The 15,998-nt window shown below is 67.2% G+C and carries 13 protein-coding genes; 9 read left to right on the forward strand and 4 right to left on the reverse strand.

Annotation, left to right across the window (positions count from 1 at the left end; translation table 11 throughout):
* Positions 1-10 precede the first annotated feature (10 nt).
* The 9 genes from ACSQ4M_RS30975 (at position 11) to aspS (ending at position 8,908) form a co-directional block, all read left to right on the forward strand.
* A complete protein-coding gene (locus ACSQ4M_RS30975; RefSeq protein WP_436193199.1) occupies positions 11-424 on the forward strand; it encodes a gamma-butyrobetaine hydroxylase-like domain-containing protein in 414 nt (137 codons plus the stop codon).
* A 110-nt stretch (positions 425-534) separates the two neighbouring features.
* Entirely contained in the window at positions 535-1,266 is a 732-nt protein-coding gene (gene ubiE, locus ACSQ4M_RS30980; protein ID WP_436193200.1) for a bifunctional demethylmenaquinone methyltransferase/2-methoxy-6-polyprenyl-1,4-benzoquinol methylase UbiE, read from the forward strand.
* Between the two features lie 36 nt (positions 1,267-1,302).
* Entirely contained in the window at positions 1,303-2,307 is a 1,005-nt protein-coding gene (locus ACSQ4M_RS30985; RefSeq protein WP_436193201.1) for a Tim44 domain-containing protein, read from the forward strand.
* Between the two features lie 48 nt (positions 2,308-2,355).
* Positions 2,356-2,901, forward strand: coding sequence for a ubiquinone biosynthesis accessory factor UbiJ (locus ACSQ4M_RS30990; protein WP_436193202.1), 546 nt, complete (start codon positions 2,356-2,358; stop codon positions 2,899-2,901).
* A gap of 34 nt (positions 2,902-2,935) precedes the next feature.
* Complete coding sequence (ubiB, locus tag ACSQ4M_RS30995) at positions 2,936-4,507, forward strand: ubiquinone biosynthesis regulatory protein kinase UbiB (protein ID WP_436193203.1); 1,572 nt, start codon at positions 2,936-2,938, stop codon at positions 4,505-4,507.
* A gap of 28 nt (positions 4,508-4,535) precedes the next feature.
* A complete protein-coding gene (locus ACSQ4M_RS31000; protein WP_436193204.1) occupies positions 4,536-5,981 on the forward strand; it encodes a sodium:solute symporter family protein in 1,446 nt (481 codons plus the stop codon).
* A 67-nt stretch (positions 5,982-6,048) separates the two neighbouring features.
* Positions 6,049-6,387: an FmdB family zinc ribbon protein gene (locus ACSQ4M_RS31005; RefSeq protein ID WP_436193205.1), complete on the forward strand. Its 339-nt coding sequence runs from the start codon at positions 6,049-6,051 to the stop codon at positions 6,385-6,387.
* Between the two features lie 10 nt (positions 6,388-6,397).
* Complete coding sequence (locus ACSQ4M_RS31010; RefSeq protein WP_436193206.1) at positions 6,398-7,027, forward strand: DUF502 domain-containing protein; 630 nt, start codon at positions 6,398-6,400, stop codon at positions 7,025-7,027.
* 78 nt (positions 7,028-7,105) lie between these two features.
* Entirely contained in the window at positions 7,106-8,908 is a 1,803-nt protein-coding gene (aspS, locus tag ACSQ4M_RS31015; protein WP_436193207.1) for an aspartate--tRNA ligase, read from the forward strand.
* A gap of 18 nt (positions 8,909-8,926) precedes the next feature.
* On the opposite strand, the gene ACSQ4M_RS31020 is transcribed toward aspS, so the two are convergent.
* From ACSQ4M_RS31020 to prsK, 4 genes are read right to left on the reverse strand one after another with little or no spacing between them, the layout of a single operon-like run.
* Positions 8,927-9,712 carry a S1C family serine protease gene (locus ACSQ4M_RS31020; protein WP_436193208.1) on the reverse strand — a complete coding sequence of 262 codons (786 nt, stop codon included), beginning with the start codon at positions 9,710-9,712 and terminating at the stop codon, positions 8,927-8,929.
* Positions 9,712-12,483, reverse strand: coding sequence for an XrtA/PEP-CTERM system TPR-repeat protein PrsT (gene prsT / locus ACSQ4M_RS31025; RefSeq protein WP_436193209.1), 2,772 nt, complete (start codon positions 12,481-12,483; stop codon positions 9,712-9,714). Before prsT ends, ACSQ4M_RS31020 begins: the two co-directional genes overlap by 1 nt.
* Before the next feature lie 40 nt (positions 12,484-12,523).
* Positions 12,524-13,888, reverse strand: coding sequence for a PEP-CTERM-box response regulator transcription factor (gene prsR, locus ACSQ4M_RS31030; RefSeq protein WP_436193210.1), 1,365 nt, complete (start codon positions 13,886-13,888; stop codon positions 12,524-12,526).
* Positions 13,885-15,996 carry an XrtA/PEP-CTERM system histidine kinase PrsK gene (gene prsK / locus ACSQ4M_RS31035; RefSeq protein ID WP_436193211.1) on the reverse strand — a complete coding sequence of 704 codons (2,112 nt, stop codon included), beginning with the start codon at positions 15,994-15,996 and terminating at the stop codon, positions 13,885-13,887. The genes prsR and prsK overlap by 4 nt, the downstream gene beginning before the upstream one ends.
* Between the last annotated feature and the right edge of the window lie 2 nt (positions 15,997-15,998).

The raw sequence follows: 15,998 nt of genomic DNA on the forward strand, positions 1-15,998 counted from the left end.
GAAAGTTTCCATGGCCGGCCTGACCCCCACCACCCCGCAGCCCGAAGACATCACCGTGCACGGCCAGTCGCGCGTGCTGGAGATCGCGTTTTCCGACGGGGCCCGCTTTCGCATCCCGTTCGAGCTGATGCGCGTGTACTCGCCCTCGGCCGAAGTGCAGGGCCACGGCCCGGGCCAGGAGGTGCTGCAGACCGGCAAGCGCGAGGTCACGCTGCTCGGGCTGGAGCCCGTCGGCAACTACGCCGTGCAGCCCGGGTTCTCGGACGGCCACAGCTCGGGCATCTTCACCTGGGAGTACCTGTATTTCCTGGGCAAGCAAGAGCAGCAGCTGTGGGCCGACTACCAGCGCCGCCTGGCCGAGGCCGGCGTCGACCGCGACGCACCCATGGCGCCGCCGGCCGGTCACGGCTGCGCCAGCCACTGACGCCTGCGCGCCGCAGCGCGCCGCCACTGTGGCGCAAACCGCCACACAATCCCCGATCTGGTGCAGGGATGTGAGTCCCTGCACACCTCTTGTGTCCTAGGATCCGCCCCATGTCTTCCACCCATTTCGGTTTCCAGTCCGTCGACGAGACGGAAAAGGCCAGCCGCGTGCGGGAGGTGTTCGATTCGGTCGCCCCCAAGTACGACCTCATGAACGACCTCATGTCCGCCGGGCTGCACCGCGTCTGGAAGCGCTACACCACGCTGGTGGCCAATGTGCGCGAAGGCCAGCACGTGCTGGACATCGCTGCCGGCACTGGCGACCTCACGCGCAGCTTCGCCAGGAGCGCAGGCCGTAGCGGGCTGGTGGTGCACACCGACATCAACGAAGCCATGCTGCGCACCGGCCGCGACCGCCTGCTCGACGAAGGCGTGGTGGTGCCCAGCATGGTCTGCGACGCCGAAGCCCTGCCCTTCGCCGACGCCAGCTTCGACCTCGTCAGCGTGGCCTTCGGCCTGCGCAACATGACGCACAAGGACAAGGCCATCGCCGAGATGTGCCGCGTGCTCAAGCCGCGCGGCAAGCTGCTGGTGCTGGAGTTCTCCAAGGTGGCCAAGCCGCTGGAGAAGGCCTACGACTGGTATTCCTTCAAGGTACTGCCGCAGATCGGCAAGATGGTGGCCGGCGACGACGCCAGCTACCGCTACCTGGCCGAATCGATCCGCATGCACCCCGACCAGCAGGCCCTCAAAAGCCTCATGCAGGCGCAGGGATTCGGTCACGTGGACTATCACAACATGACCGGTGGCATGGTGGCCCTGCACGTGGGCATCAAGTGCTGAACCTTTTTTTGATTTGAAGACGACGAGGAGACCTCGATGAAGATCCTGACCGTGATTCTGGCCGGCGCACTGATGTTGACGCTGGGAACCGACGCCGACGCCCAGCGCCGCATGGGCGGGGGCAAGTCCTTCGGCAAGCAGTCGAACAACGTGACGCAGCGCGAGGCCGCGCCGCAGGCGCCTGCTGCGCCCGCGCAGTCGGCCAACAACACCGTGCCGGGCAAGGCTGCGGCCGCGCCCGCCGCTGCTGCGGCACCGAAGCGCCCCTGGGGCGCCATGCTGGGCGGCCTGGCCGCCGGCCTGGGCCTGGCCTGGCTGGCATCCTCACTGGGCCTGGGTGAAGCCTTCGGTCAGTTCATGCTGATCGCACTGCTGGTGCTGGTGGCCATGGTGGTCATCGGGGCCGTGATGCGGGCACGCCGTGGCGCGCAACCGCAGCAGGCCAACCGCAGCCCCTTCGCCTTCCAGGGCGCGGGCCCGGCCTCGCCGCAGGAGCCGCTGACACCGCGCAGCTACCGGCCCGAAAACGTCGGTAACGACGCCTCGGCGCGCCCCTGGGAGCGCAACACGACCGCGTTCGATGCAGGCACTGCTGGTGTGGGCAGCACCGGCATCGTGATCGGCTCGGGCCTGTCGGGTTCGCAAACCTGGGGCATTCCAGCCGACTTCGACACCGATGGCTTCCTGGTCGCGGCCAAGCGCAACTTCGTGACGCTGCAATCGGCCTGGGACCGTGCCGACATCTCCTCGCTGCGCGCCATGATGACCGACACCATGCTGGGTGAGATCCAGGCCCAGCTCAAAGAGCGCGAGGCCCACACGGGCGGCCAGTCCAACACCACCGAAGTGGTGATGCTGGACGCCAAGCTGCTCGGCATCGAGGACACGGGCGAGGACTACATGGCCAGTGTGGAGTTCTCCGGCATGATCCGCGAGGAGCCCTCGGCCGGCCCGAGCCCGTTCCGCGAAGTCTGGAACATGACCAAGCCCAAGAGCGGCCATGCCGGCTGGCTGGTGGCTGGTGTCCAGGCACTGCAATAAAGCCGATGCGCCGCGGAATGCGGCGCAAACGCGGAAATAATCGGGGACATGGCCACATCGTCCCCTTTTTCTTTTCTGGGCAAGCTGCTCGACCGCGTCGGCAACTCGCTGCAGCCGCCGGCCTGGGCCGTGGAAGAGTTCCACCGCCGCCTGGTGCTGCTGCTGAACCACGTGCTGATGCAGGAGGAGCAGGCCATGGAGCGCCTGCTGCGCCACCAGGGCCGCGCCGTGCGCTTCCAGTGGCGCCACTTCACGCTGTTCCTCAAGGCCACGCCCGCCGGTCTGCTGGACCTGGCGGACGCGCTGACGCCGGCCGACCTGACGTTGACCGTGACCGAGGACTCCCCGGCCGCGCTGGCCCAGACACTGCTGCGCGGTGACAAGCCCGGCATCCGCATCGAGGGCGATGTGCAGCTGGCGGCCGACGTGAACTGGCTCATCGAGCATGTGCGCTGGGATCTCGAGGAAGACCTGTCGCGCCTGATCGGTGACGCACCGGCCCACACGCTGGGCCAGATCGGCCGGGCCGCGTCCGCCGCGCTCAAGAAGTTCGTGACCCTCGCCAGCGGCGCGCGCGGCAAGAACGCAGCATGAGCGTCGACATGACGGCCTGCAGGAAGGCCGCACCGTGAGGCAACTCGCCCGCGGCGCCTACATCTCCTGGATCGCGCTGCGCTACGGCCTGGACGAGCTGGTGCTCTCCAGCTTCCGCCAGCCCTGGCTGCGCGGGCTCACGCGCGTGCTCTCGGTCGGCCGCGACCTCAGCGCGCCGCGTGGCCAGCGCCTGCGCGAGGCGCTGGAAAAGCTGGGCCCGCTGTTCGTGAAGTTTGGTCAGGTGCTGTCCACGCGGCGCGACCTGCTGCCGCCCGACATCGCCGACGAGCTCGCGCGCTTGCAGGACCGCGTGCCGCCCTTCCCCTCCAAGATCGCGGTGGAGACCATCGAGCGCGCCTTCCGCAAGCCGCTGGACGAAATCTTCATCCAGTTCGACCGCACGCCGATCGCCAGCGCCTCCATCGCGCAGGTGCACTTCGCGGTGCTGCGCACCCGCAAGGGCGAGCAGCGCGAGGTGGCCGTCAAGGTGCTGCGCCCCGGCATGCTGGCCACCATCGAGAACGACCTGGCGCTCATGCGCATGCTGGCCGGCTGGGTGCAGCGTGCCTCCAACGAGGCCAAGCGGCTCAAGCCGCTGGAGGTGGTGGGCGAGTTCGACAAGTACCTGCACGACGAGCTGGACCTGCTGCGCGAAGCCTCCAGCGCAGCCCAGCTGCGCCGCAACATGGTCGATCTGGACCTGGTGCTGATCCCCGAGATGTTCTGGGACTATTGCGCGCCGGACGTGATCGTCATGGAGCGCATGAACGGCGTGCCCATCGGCCAGACTGCGCGCCTGCGCGAGGCCGGTGTCGACATGCACCGGCTGGCGCGCGACGGCGTGACCATCTTCTTCACGCAGGTGTTCCGCGACGGCTTCTTCCACGCCGACATGCACCCCGGCAACATCCAGGTCAGCCTGGACCCAGCCACCTTCGGGCGCTACATCTCGCTGGACTTTGGCATCGTCGGCACGCTGACGGAGTTCGACAAGGAATACCTGGCGCAGAACTTCACGGCCTTCTTCCGGCGCGACTACAAGCGCGTGGCCGAGCTGCACATCGAATCGGGCTGGGTGCCGGCCAGCACACGTGTAGACGAGCTGGAGGCCGCCATCCGCGCCGTTTGCGAGCCCTACTTCGACCGGCCGCTCAAGGAGATCTCGCTGGGCATGGTGCTGATGCGGTTGTTCCAGACTTCGCGCCGCTTCCATGTGGAGATCCAGCCGCAGCTGGTGCTGCTGCAAAAGACGCTGCTCAACATCGAGGGCCTGGGCCGCGAGCTCGATCCTGACCTGGACCTGTGGGCCACTGCCAAGCCCTTCCTGGAGAAATGGATGATGCAGCAGATCGGCCCGCAGGCCCTGCTGCGCCAGTTGCGCGACGAGGCGCCGCGCTACGCCAAGCTGCTGCCCGAAATGCCGCGCCTCCTGGTGGACTACCTGCGCCGCGGCGGCGCGTCCGTGCAGCACGACCGCCAGCTGCAGCAGTTGCTGGCCGAGCAGCGCCGCACCAACCGGCTGCTGCAGGCCATCATCTATGGCGGCATCGGTCTTGCCTTGGGTCTGCTGGCCATGCAGCTGTGGGTGCGCGTGCAGCTGTTCTAAACAATGAAATGATGGGAGAACCGGGATCGTGCTGCTGACACTGGTGTTCGTCTACCTGCTCGCCACCGTGGGCGTCGGCCTGTGGGCCGCGCGCAGGGTGAAAACCACGGCCGACTTCGCAGTCGCCGGCAAGAACCTGCCGCTGATCATGATCGTGACGACCACGTTCGCGACCTGGTTCGGTTCGGAGACCGTGATGGGCATCCCGGCCAAGTTCGTCCAGGGCGGACTCAACGGTGTGGTGGAAGACCCGTTCGGCGCAGGCTTCTGCCTGATCCTGGTCGGTGTGTTCTTCGCCGCCAAGCTCTACAGGATGGACCTGCTGACCATCAGCGACTACTACCGCGAGCGCTACGGCCGCGTGGTCGAGGTCGGCTGCTCGCTGATCATCATGTTGAGCTATCTGGGCTGGGTCTCGGCCCAGGTCACGGCCCTGGGCCTGGTGTTCCACCTGTTGTCGGGTGGTGCCATCGGGGTGCCCATGGGCATGGTGATCGGCGTGGTGTCCATCCTGGCCTACACGCTGTTCGGCGGCATGTGGTCGGTGGCTGTGACCGACTTCATCCAGATGATCATCCTCGTGGCCGGGCTGGCCATCCTCGCGGTGTTCGCCGGCCAGATGGCCGGCGGCGCCGACAAGGTGATCGACCTGGCCGTGGGCCGCGACCTGTTCAAGTTCTGGCCCGAGCCCAGCCTGCACGACATGCTGTTCTTCTTCGCCGCGGCCATCACCATGATGCTGGGCTCGATCCCGCAGCAGGACGTGTTCCAGCGCGTGATGTCGGCCCACAGCGTCTCGGCCGCGACCAAGGGGCCTGTGATCGGCGGCACGCTGTACATCCTGTTCGCCTTCGTGCCCATGTTCCTCGTGGCCAGCGCGCTGATCATCATGCCCGAGCAGACCCAGGCGCTGCTGGCCGACGACCCGCAGAAGATCCTGCCCACGCTGGTCATGGAGAAGATGCCCTTGGCGATGCAGGTGCTGTTCTTCGGCGCGCTGCTGTCGGCCATCAAGTCCACCGCCTCGGCCACGCTGCTGGCGCCCTCGGTCACGTTCACCGAGAACATCTGGCGCCAGTTCGTGCCGCGGACCAGCGACCGCCAGGAACTGCTGACCATGCGCATCACGGTGCTGGTGTTCAGTGCCTGCGTGCTGGCCTACTCCATCGCGATGGAAGGCACGTCGATCTACGAACTCGTGTCGGGCGCCTACCAGGTGCCCCTGGTCGGTGCTTTCGCGCCACTGGTGTTCGGCCTGTATTGGAAGCGCGCCAGCACCCAGGGCGCCATCGCGGCCGTGATCGCCGGCATCGGCACCTGGCTGGTGGTCATGTACACGCCCTGGGCCGAGGTGTTCCCGGCGCAGTTGGCCGGCGTGCTGGCATCGATGGCCGGCATGGTGATCGGCTCGCTGGCGCCGCAGTGGATCGCCAACCGGCACGCCAGCCACCACCCGCTGGTGCGCAGCGCCTGATGGGCGCCGCGGGCGGGGCCGCGGCCTATAATCGAGGGTTTTTTTGAGCCCTCCGTCCGCCCACGCCATGCCTATCTACGCCTACCGTTGCGAGTCCTGCGGCCATGCCAAGGATGTTCTGCAGAAGATCTCCGACGCACCGCTGACCCAGTGCCCGCAGTGCGGCGCCGATGCGTTCCGCAAGCAGGTGACGGCGGCCGGCTTTCAGCTCAAGGGCTCGGGCTGGTATGTGACCGACTTCCGCAACAACGGCAGCGCGCCCGCCAGCGCCCCGGCGGCCAAGCCCGGCGAGAGCGCGCCCGCACCTGCGCCAGCCAGCGATGCGGCGGCCAGCCCCGCACCTGCTCCGGCCGCAGCGCCCGCCGCCAGCCCCGCCCCGCCCACCTCGTCGACCGGCAGCACCTGAGCGCCCACCGATGAACGCCTTGCGCAAATGGCTGGCCACAGGCCTGCTTGTCGTGGTGCCCGCGGTGATCACCGCCTGGGTGCTCGAGTGGGTCATCAGCGCGCTCGACCAGACGCTGCTGATCCTGCCGTCCGCATGGCATCCGGACCGCCTGCTGGGCTTTCACGTGCCCGGCTTCGGCGTGCTGCTGGCGCTGGCGATCCTGCTGTCGGTCGGCGCCGTGGCCAGCAACTTCCTGGGCCGCAAGCTGGTCGACTGGTGGAACAACCTGCTGCACCGCATCCCGATCGTGCGTTCGATCTACTCGGGCGTGAAGCAGGTGTCGGACACGGTGTTCTCCGAGAACGGCAACGCCTTTCGCACCGCGGTGCTGGTGCAGTGGCCGCACGCCGGCATGTGGACCATCGCCTTCGTGACCGGCACGCCGCGCGGTGACACGGCCAACCACCTGCCGCCGCAGGACTACCTGAGCGTCTACGTGCCGACCACGCCGAACCCGACCGGCGGCTACTTCGTGCTGGTCAAGGCCAGCGACTGCGTCGAGTTGCGCATGAGTGTCGATGAGGCGCTCAAATACATTGTTTCGATGGGTGTGGTGGCTCCGGTGACGCCGCCCAACCCGAATCCGACCTTGCGCTGAGCCTGCGGGCTGCGGCGCTTGCCCTCCACCGGCGCCGGCACAGGCGCCAAGACCACCGAGCTGGATATGGAATCTCAAATGCGTACCACCTACTGCGGCCTCGTCAGCGAAGCGCTGATGGGCCAGACCGTGACCCTGTGCGGTTGGGTCAATCGCCGCCGCGACCATGGCGGCGTGATCTTCGTGGACCTGCGCGACCGCGAAGGCTATGTGCAGGTGGTCTGCGACCCCGACCGCCCCGAGATGTTCAAGGCCGCCGAAGGCCTGCGCAACGAGTTCTGCATCCAAATTAAGGGCCTGGTGCGCGCGCGCCCCGAGGGCACGACCAACGACACGATCCGGAGCGGCAAGATCGAGGTGCTGTGCCAGGAACTGACGGTGCTGAACCCCTCGGTCACGCCGCCGTTCCAGCTGGACGATGAGAACCTCAGCGAGACCACGCGCCTCACGCACCGCGTGCTGGATCTGCGCCGCCCCTACATGCAGAAGAACCTCATGCTGCGCTACCGCGTGGCCATGGAGGTGCGCAAGTTCCTGGACGCCCAGGGCTTCATCGACATCGAGACGCCCATGCTGGGCAAGTCCACGCCCGAAGGCGCGCGCGACTACTTGGTGCCCAGCCGCGTGCACGATGGCCACTTCTTCGCGCTGCCCCAGTCGCCCCAGCTGTTCAAGCAATTGCTGATGGTGGCGGGCTACGACCGCTACTACCAGATCACCAAGTGCTTCCGCGACGAGGACCTTCGCGCCGACCGCCAGCCCGAGTTCACGCAGATCGACATCGAGACCTCGTTCCTCACGGAAGAAGACATCCGCGCCATGTTCCAGGACATGATCGTGACGGTGTTCAAGAACACGCTGGGCGTGGACCTGGGCGAGTTCCCGGTCATGACCTACCAGGAGGCCGCGCGCCGCTTCGGCTCGGACAAGCCGGACCTGCGCGTGAAGCTGGAGTTCACCGAACTCACCGACGTCATGGGCGACGTGGACTTCAAGGTCTTCTCAGCCGCAGCCAACGCCAAGGGCGGCCGCGTGGTCGCGCTGCGCGTGCCGGGCGGAGCCAGGGAAGGCAGCGGCCTGTCGCGCGGCGAGATCGATGGCTACACCGAGTTCGTCAAGATCTACGGCGCCAAGGGCCTGGCCTACATCAAGGTCAACGAGCGGGCCTTGGGCCGCGACGGCCTGCAGTCGCCCATCGTGAAGAACATCCACGACAAGGCCCTGCAGGAGGTGCTGACCCGCACCGGCGCGCAGGACGGTGACTTGCTGTTCTTCGGTGCCGACAAGGAAAAGATCGTCAACGACGCGATCGGCGCGCTGCGCATCAAGATCGGCCACAGCGAGTTCGGCAAGAAAAGCGGCCTGTTCGAAAGCCGCTGGGCTCCGCTGTGGGTGGTGGACTTCCCGATGTTCGAGTTCGACGAGGAAGCCCAGCGCTACACCGCCGTACACCACCCGTTCACGGCGCCCAAGGACGGGCACGAGGACTGGATGGTCACCGCGCCGGAGAAGTGCATCTCCAAGGGCTACGACATGGTGCTGAACGGCTGGGAAATGGGCGGCGGCTCGGTCCGCATCCACCGCGCCGACGTGCAGCAGAAGGTCTTCGACGCGCTCAAGATCAGCGCCGAGGAAGCCCAGCAGAAGTTCGGCTTCCTGCTGGACGCGCTGCAGTACGGCGCGCCCCCACACGGCGGCCTGGCCTTCGGCCTGGACCGCATCGTCACGCTGATGACGGGTGCCGAGTCGATCCGCGACGTGATCGCCTTCCCCAAGACGCAACGCGCCCAAGACCTACTGACCCAGGCCCCCGCCCCCGTCGACGAGAAGCAGCTGCGCGAACTGCACATCCGTCTGCGCAACTCCGCCGCTGCCGCCTGAGGCAGCGCCCTGCCAGGGTCAGCGCGGCTGGCCCTGGTGGCGCTGCAGCAGCGGCACGATGAAGTTGGCGGGAATCGCGTAGGTGATGCCGGATGGCTGCGAGAGCGCGCTTTCGCGCGTCCCGCGCACGTAGACCATGTTGATCACGGCGATGACGGCACCGCTCGCGGGATCGAATACCGGCCCGCCGCTGTTGCCCGGGTAGGCGGTGCCGTCGAGCTGGAAGATGTCGAAGCTGCCGTCGCGCGCACTGCGAATGGAGCGCGCCGAGAGGCGCTGGTCATTCGCTGCCGGCAGCACGATGGGCGTGATCGACGACACCATGCCGCGGTGCGTCACCGGCGAGAAGCCCAGTGCGCCACCGATCGGAAAGCCGGTGTAGGCGATGGTCTGCCCCTCCTTCACCGCATCGGAGTCGGCCAGCGCCAAGGCCGGCGCCGGATCACCTGAGAAGCGCAGCAGGGCCAGGTCACGCAGCCGGTCGATCTCCAGCACGGTGACCGTGCGCATCTGCAGTTCGCGGCCCCGGCGCACCTGCACCACCAGATCAGCCCCATCGGAGGGCTCGCCCGACGTGGGCAGCACATGGGCATTGGTGATCGCCAGGTTGCCGTCGCCCACCACGAAACCCGTTCCGCGCAGGTTGAAGCGCGGGCTGTTGGTGGCCTTGTAGGTCCCGACGATCAGGATCGAGGGCTTGGTCCTCTCGATCAATTCGACGAACTGCGCCCACGCGGGCGCAGCGGCCAGGCACCAGGCTGCGGCCCCGCAGCCCGCGAGCCAGCGGCGGCGCGTGCTGGCCATCAGAGCGTGGCGCGCAGCTTCTCGACCTCGGCCTGGCCGGCGAACTTGTCGCCCTGCTTGGCGAGTTCATCCAGCAGTTGGCGCGCCTCGGTCTTCTGCCCGGCCTTGGCGTAGATCTTGGCCATGTTGAGCTTGAACAGCAGGTTGTTGGCCTGCAGGCCCATTGCCTTGGTCTGCAGCTCGATGGCCTTCTTGTAGTCCTGCTTGTCCGCCAGCAGCATCGCCAGCGTGTCGATGAAGGCCGGCTGGTCGGGCGCCAGTTCGTTGGCCTTCTCGGCATACGCGATGGCGTTGTCGCGCTTGAGTTCGGACGACACCCAGGCCAGGTTGTTGTAGGCCACGGCGTTGCTGGGCTGCGCCTTGATCACGTCCTTGTATAGCTTTTCGGCGTCGGCCAGCCGCTTGTCGGACATCGCGGTCTCGGCCAGGAACATGGGCACCACCATGTCCTTGGGCTGGCTCTGGCGCCAGGAACTGGCCTGACGCTCGGCATCTGCGTTGCGGCCGGTGCTGCGCAGGTTGCTCAGCACGCGCACCATCAATTCCGGCGCGGGAGCGATCTTGAGCCCGGCCTGGTAGGCCGTCAGCGCATTGGCGGGATCCTTGCCGGCCATCCGCGCGTCGCCTTCCAGCAGGAAGCCGATGGGCTCGGTGGGGCGCTGCTTCTGGACCGTGCGCGCGAGCGCGACGGCGTCGGCCATGCGCCCCTGCTCGTTGCGCAAGGCGATGATCCGTCGCTGCGCCTCGATGAGGTTGGGCTGCAGGTCGAGCGCCTTGCGCAGCGTCTGCTCGGCCGCCACCGCGTCCTTGGTCACCATCTGGGCATCGGCCAGGCGCACCAGCGGCACCGTGGACTGGGGCTGCAGCGCCACGACGCGCGCCAGCGTCGTGAGGCCCTGGTTCGTGTCGCCGGCCGCCATCTGGGCGCGGCCCGCCGCATCGAGCATGGCTGCGTTGTCCGGCAGCGCGGCCACGCCGGCCTGGGCCACGGAGACCGCCTGCTTCATGTCCTGCTGCCGCAGCAGGTGGTCCACCAGCATCACGCGTGGCGCCACCTCGGTCGGATCCGCCTGCACCGCGCGCGCCAGCAGGTCTCCGATCTGCTTGGCGTGGTCGCCCGGCTGCCGGGCATAGGCCTCGGCCAGCGCCAGCATGGCGCGCGAGTTCTTGGGCTCGCGCGCGAGCAGGTCCTCGAAGCGCTTGCGCGCCTGCTCGGGCTTCTTGTCGGCCAGGTCCAGCACGGCGAGGCCGGCCACGGAAGGGAAGAAGTTGGGATTGATCGCCAGCGACGCCTCGTAGCTCTTGCGCGCGCCCGCCAGATCGTTCTTGGCCATCAGCACGCCGGCGCGCAGCTGCCCGGTCAGCGGAACGTTGGGGGTCTTCTTCTCCAGCCGGTCGATCGCGGCCAGTGCCTTGTCGAGCTCGTTGCGGCGCACCAGGGTGCTGATCAGCGCCATGTCGGCGGACGTGCCCTGGTCCGTGGCCGCGATGTCCTGCAGTTGCTCCAGGCCGGCTTCCAGCTTGCCGCTGGCCATCTGCGTCATGGCCAGCGCCGTGCGCTTGCGGCCATCGCTGGGATCAAGCTTGCTGGCCCGCGCGAAATACTCCTCGGCCTTGCGGGCGTCGCCGCTCATCAGCTGGATTTCACCCGCCAGCGACAGCAGCGTTGCATCGTTGGTGCTGTCGTTGACCACGGGCGCCAGCGTGGCCTGCGCCTTGGCGGCCTGGCCGGAGCGCAGGTAGGTCATGGCCAGCCACCGGCGCGCCATCTCCAGGGAGCCGTCAGCTTGCACGGCCTTGGCGAGGTGTTCCTCGGCGGTGACCAGCGCATTGCGTTGCAGGTCGATGCCGCCGGCGAGTTCCAGCGCCCGGGCATTGGTGGGGACGACGCGCAGCAGGTCCTGCGCCAGCTGTCGGGCCTTGGGAAAGTCCTTCTTCGCATAGGCCAGCTGCGCATCCAGGTAGATGGCCTCGGGGTGCTTGGGCGCCAGCTTGCGCAGGGTCGCCATCTCCTTCTCGGCATCGTCCAGCTTGGCCTGCCGGGTCAGCATGCCCACCAGCCCAAAATAGCCACGCACATCGCCGGGCTGGGCTTCGATGGACTTGCGGTAGGAAGCCGCGGCATCGTCAGGCACCCGCAGCACATACTGCTGGATATCACCCTTGATGCGCCAGGCATCCGCGTTCTTGGCGTTGCGCTGCAATACACCGTCCAGCACCGCGATCGCACCCTCCGTATCACGTGCGGCCAACTTGCTGCGGGCCTGCAACAGCAGCGCGCCCTGGTTCTGCGGATCGGCGGCCAGCGCCTTCTCCAGTGCCTGCGCGGACGCGGCCTGGTTGCGCTCGGCCGAATAGGCGCTCGCCAGCGCGGTCTGCAGCTCCGAGATGGCGTCGGGAGACGACAGCTGCGTATTGGCGAAATCCTCGATCAGCTTCTTGTTCTTGCCCTGCATCAGCAGCGCCTGCGCCAGCTTGGGCAGGACCTGGTCGGGCGGCTGCTTGAGATCGCGCGCCTTGCTCAGCTCGATTTCCGCGGCCGATGCATCGCCACCGGCCAGCAGCGCCAGACCGAGCAGGCGGCGGGCCTCACCCGAATCGGGCTGCTTCTGCAGCACGTTCTTGATCTGGATGGTGGCCGCCTTGTAGTCGTTCTTGGCCATGTAGTCCTTGGCGGAGGACAGCAAGGCCTCGGGACTGTCGCCGCAGCCCGCAAGCAGCAGGGCCGCTGCAATGGCGATCGTGGCGAATGAGGTTTTGTGGTGCGGCATGGGGCGGCTCTCTGAGATGTCTTGACGGGGGAAGGCAGGCTTACTTCAAGCCCAGGCGGTGCATGAGGTCGTACAGCGTGGGCCGGCTCACACCGAGGAGCTCCGCGGCCTTGACGATGTTGCCGTTGACCCGGCCCAGCGCCGCGATGATGGCGGTCCGCTCGGCGGCATCGCGCACGGCGCGCAGGTCCAGCGCAGGATCCAGGCCATCCGGAGCATCCGGCGCCGCCAGGCCGATGTCCTCACGCACGATCTGGTTGCCGTCGGCCATGATGACGGCGCGCTTGATGCAATTTTCGAGTTCGCGGATGTTGCCGGGCCAGGTGTGTGCCTCGATGGCTCGGATGGCCTCCTCGCCAAGGCTCACCGTGCCGCGGTTCTGCTCCTGCGCGAAGCGGCGCACGAAGGCATGGGCCAGCAGCGCGGCGTCGCCGACACGGGCGCGCAGCGGCGGTATGTTGACCACGATCTCCGCGAGCCGGTAATACAGGTCTTCGCGAAAGCGGCTTTCCTTGCTCAGCGCCTTGAGGTCCTGGTGGGTGGCGCAGACGATGCGCACATCGACAGGAATCTCCTGGCGCCCACCCACGCGCTCGATGGTCCGCTCCTGCAGGAAGCGCAGCAGCTTGGCCTGCAGGCTGAACGGCAGGTCGCCAATCTCGTCGAGCATCAACGTGCCGCCATTGGCGGTCTCGATCTTGCCGACGGTGGTTTTGGCCGCGCCAGTGAAGGCGCCCTTCTCGTAGCCGAAAAGTTCGCTCTCGAGCAGGTTCTCCGGGATCGCGGCGCAGTTGATGGCGACGAACTTGCCATTGCGGCGCGGCGATGCCTGGTGCACCCCCTTGGCCAGCACCTCCTTGCCGGTGCCGCTTTCGCCCAGCAGCATGACAGTCGCCGTGCTGTTGGCCACCTTCTCGATGGTGCGGCAGATGCGCAGCATCTCCGGGTCGCGCGTGATCAGGCCGCCGAGCGCATCGGGCTGCTGCATGGAGCGCAGCCGGCGGTTCTCCTTCTGCAACTCGAACAGGCGGAAGGCCCGGTCGACCGTCAGGTTCAGCACGTCCGGATCGAACGGCTTGGGCATGAAGTCGTAGGCGCCCATGGCCACGGCGCGCAGCGCATTGGCCTGGTCGTTCTGGCCCGTCAGGACGATGACCTTGGTGTCGGGCTCGACGGCCAGGATCTGCTCAAGCAGCTTGAAGCCCTCGCTGACCGAGTCCGAGTCCGGCGGCAGCCCCAGGTCCATGGTGACGACCGCCGGTGTGTGGCGGCGCATCTGCACCAGCGCGGATTCACGGTCCAGCGCCGTCACCGACTCGAAGCGGTCCAGCGACCACTTGATCTGCTTCTGCAGCGCCGGGTCGTCTTCGACGATCAACAGCGCGCGCATTTTTTCCGAGCTCATGCGTTCTCCAAGGGCTGCAGGACGGATGTCGAATGGGCGTCGAACAGCGGCAACAGCATCTTGATCACCGTTCCGCGGCCAAGTTCGCTGTCCACCCGGATTTTCCCGCCCAACTCCTGCACATATTGATAACTCTCGTAGGCGCCGATGCCCATGCCCGCCTGCTTCGTGGTCTGGAAGGGCTTGAAGAGGCGCTCGCGAACGAACTCCTCGGACATGCCGCGCCCGGTATCCCCGACCTCGACCAACGCCATCCCAGCTTCGCGGCCAAGCCGGAGCCAGACGCGGCCCGGGGGGTCGGTGGCATCGAAGGCGTTCTGAACCATGTGGCCGATGATGCGTTCCAGCCGCTCGTCCTGGCCCCGCGCCACCGGCTCGTCGGCCAGGTCAAGCTCCAGTTGTCGGCCGCGGCTGTCAGCCACGCGGGCGATGCGCTGCGCAATGCCGGCCAGGGCGACACCGTGCACGGTACCGGTCGGCTTGGCACCCTCGCGCAATTGAAGCATCAGCTGTCGCATCTTGTCCAAGGAATTTTCAACAGTCATGAGCATGTCCTGCTGAAACTCCGGGTTGCCCTGCAAGCGCTTGGCGTTCTTCATCATCAAGGACAACTGGGTCACGATGTTCTTGAGGTCGTGCACCACGAAGGCCGACATCTTGTTGAAGGCATCGAACTTGCGCACTTCCAGCAAGGCTTCGGTGGCCTGCATCTGGGCCAGGAAGCTGGCGGCCTGCCGTCCGGCCGTCTTCAGCAGGTCATTGACTTCCCAGTTGACATCCACATCGGCACGTGCGCTGGCCAGCACGACAAAGCCCGTCAGTTCCTCGCCCACGGTCAGCGGCACGATGAGCCAGGCCTGCCGCACCTCGTGCAGCCAGAGCGGCAGCGCCAGATCGCCGTAGCGCTGCGGAAACGAGCGGTACTCCTGCAGGTTGATGACCCAGCCACTTTGCAGCAGGAAGCGGCAGAACGCGGAGTCAGCCTCCTCCTTGTCCTTGGACGCAGGCATGTTCCAGGTCGACGCGCAGCGCAGCGAGTCTTCGCCCGGACCGCGCAGCCACAGCAAGCCGGCCGGACTTTCCAGCATGTCGGCCAGCCCGCGGATCACACGCTGGCCCACAGCCAGCGGCGAGCGGTCGTTCGACAGGGTCTGGGTGAAGCGCAGCCACTCTTCACGGTAGTCGTAGCGGTAGCGAAAGAAGTGCTTGCCCAGCGTGACGCGCAGACGCGAGCGCACGGTGCCCGACATCAGCAGCACCATCATGCCCACCGAAGCCACGGACACAAGCGCCAATTGCAGCGCCCGGCCCCAGTCGCCGCCGAAGTAGCGCACGTAGTAGCCGACGGCGGAGATGAAGATCAGGTAGGCTCCGGCCAACACCAGCGTGGCCGAATGGAAGATGGCCGTGCGCGAAACGCGCACCTTGCCGACCCAGTCGCTGCGCCCGCTCATCGACAACCACATGAGTGGCGCCAACACCGCGTGCAACAGGCCGCGCACGCTCATCGCGTCCAGGTCCGGCCGGTTGAACAAGACTGCCTGAGAGAACACGTACAGGTCGAACAGGAAGGTGCCTGCCAAACCCAGGCACAGGGGCTTGAGGCTCCAGCGCACGTCGTCGGCGACGTTGCGGTACACCTGCTCCAGCAAGAACAGCGCGAAGACCGGCAGGGCCATCGCGTTCAGCAACTGCCATTGGCCCACCGCGGCCGCTGCATTGCTGTCCAGCAGGTTGCTCACCCGCACCACCACCGTGCCGCCGATCAAGAGCGCCGCGACCACGCCTGCCCAGCCGAAACGTTGGACCAGCCAACCGGGGCGCTCGGGCCGCCACAGCAGCAGCAGGAACCCGATCCAGCATGCGTAGCGCAGGCAATCGGCGAGCAGGCTGAGATCGAGCAACCAGGAGGACGCGCTCAGCAGGGCAGCCAGCACAAGAAAGCCCCACACCGTCGAGGCGATGACCGCCCCGAGCAGCAGTCCGGGAGAGACCTCGCGCGCCGACCACAGGGCGCGCTGCCGCGCCAGCGCCACGGCGAATGCCGCAAAGGCCAGCCCGGTGAAGGCATACCCCCAGACGCTCAGCAGGATGTTGGGACTGTCCACGC

The sequence above is a fragment of the Pseudorhodoferax sp. LjRoot39 genome (assembly GCF_964253035.1).
In the GTDB taxonomy this organism is placed as follows: domain Bacteria; phylum Pseudomonadota; class Gammaproteobacteria; order Burkholderiales; family Burkholderiaceae_C; genus Pseudorhodoferax.